At 51.7% G+C, this 1725-nt stretch carries 3 pseudogenes; all 3 read right to left on the reverse strand.

Annotated elements, in window-relative coordinates:
* Positions 1-168, reverse strand: a pseudogene (locus KP703_RS15345) (IS5/IS1182 family transposase); the annotation flags it as partial.
* A 453-nt stretch (positions 169-621) separates the two neighbouring features.
* Positions 622-1377 (reverse strand): annotated as a pseudogene (locus tag KP703_RS15350) (IS5 family transposase).
* Between the two features lie 163 nt (positions 1378-1540).
* Positions 1541-1725: pseudogene (locus KP703_RS15355) on the reverse strand (IS5/IS1182 family transposase); the annotation flags it as partial.

Here is a 1725-nt window from a genome sequence, read left to right on the forward strand (position 1 = left end):
AAACGGCGGACGTCCGCCTTTACTTCCGTCTGAATAGGCCAGAGCCAGCTCCAGATCAGGGCGGAACACCTCAAAATCCACAGTCCGGGAAAAGGCCTCCAGTTGATCGCCAAGCCCGCTCAGCCGAGCAAGACGCTCTTCAACATCAAAGAAACCAGATTGCTTCATCTTCCTCCATCCCCAATCAACGCCAAAAAAATGGAATCACACAGAACAACTCAGAGCCAAGGGGTTTTTCGAACCCTCCAGCTTCGAGCTTAAAGGGGGAAGATTAGGTTCAGATAATATGTTAATGCTATATTTAAATTAATCGGTAATTTTTTTTATTATTCAAAATTTCTTTTGTGCAAAAAAAAATGTTAAGCTCTGAGTGTCAAGGCTTATACCTAGAACATGTCGGTTGCAGCGAGGCGGATGGCAGAAAAAGACATTAGGACTTTTGTCGTGGCGTAACGTTTCACCTCTCCAGTCCTTGGGCTATTCGAACATGATCTCAATGCGATCGCTGCGCTTGTATTCCTGCTTGTCTTATTTGGCAGGTGGAGGGTTCGAAGAACTGTTGATTGATTCCCCTTTTGCCTGATTTCAGATTTTTGGCGTGTTGATTGCTACAGCGTGTCGTCAGTTAAGCAGGATGATGATTGAGGCGAACTGCACGGCTGCGAGGAAGGTCGATTTCAGTTTATCATAGCGGGTTGCGATAGCGCGAAACTGCTTGAGTTTATTGAAGAACCTCTCAACAAGGTTCGGTTCGCGGTAGAGAGAAAAATCGGTTTTCCGTCGTGTTGTTCTGTTGCGTTTTGGCGGGATGACCGGGGTAATCCCGCGCTGTATCAGCCGATCGATCAACCTGTCCGCGTCATACGCCTTGTCCGCAAGGAAAGCATCCGGGTCGATGTTTTCCAGAAGCGGTTCCGCCTGGGTGATATCGGCATCCTGTCCCGGTGTGATGCCGAGTTCCACCGGATTGCCCAGAGCGTCGCAGATGGCATGGATCTTTGTAGTCAACCCGCCTCGTGATCGTCCGATGGCCTGATCCGTACCCCTTTTTTGAGAGCTCCTGCACTATGCTGATGCGCCCGGAACAATTGTGCTGTCGATCATCATGTATTCGTTGTCGTGATCAGCGGCCAGATAACGAAATATCCGTTCGATGACGCCGCTTTCACACCAGCGGCGCAGACGCCGGTGCACGTTTTTCCAGTCCCCGAAACGGGCAGGAAGGTCGCGCCATGGAATGCCCGCGCGATAGCGATACAGCACCGCCTCCACGAACAGACGGTTGTCCGCCGCAGTGCCGCCGACATAGCCTTCTCGACCGGGAAGAAGATCCTTTATCCGCTCCCACTGGTCATCGCGTAAACTATAGCGCCGCATCTCTCTGTCTCCTCCAAAAAACGGGAAAACAGTCAGCACACGCAGACACAAAGTACAACCCTCACGTGCCACACTCAGGGCTTAACTGACGACACGCCGTAGTTCCTGGAGCTGATTTTCGCTCTGCGTTTTGAGCAGAGTGATGGTTTCATGCTCTGGATTGCTACGCGGCGGCGTTACTCCGCTCCAGGAGGGGAAATCGGCGCATATTATAGACGATATTGGCCAGCCCGATCCTCATGGTGGCTCGCGTTATGCCTACGGTTCGGACGAACAGTCCTGTCTGCGATTTCTGATCGGCAAAAACATGCTCGACACGCGACCGGATAACGGATTTTCCGGCGTTGG

The sequence above is a fragment of the Acetobacter sp. P5B1 genome, from assembly GCF_018811985.1.
GTDB classification, from domain to species: domain Bacteria; phylum Pseudomonadota; class Alphaproteobacteria; order Acetobacterales; family Acetobacteraceae; genus Acetobacter; species Acetobacter cerevisiae.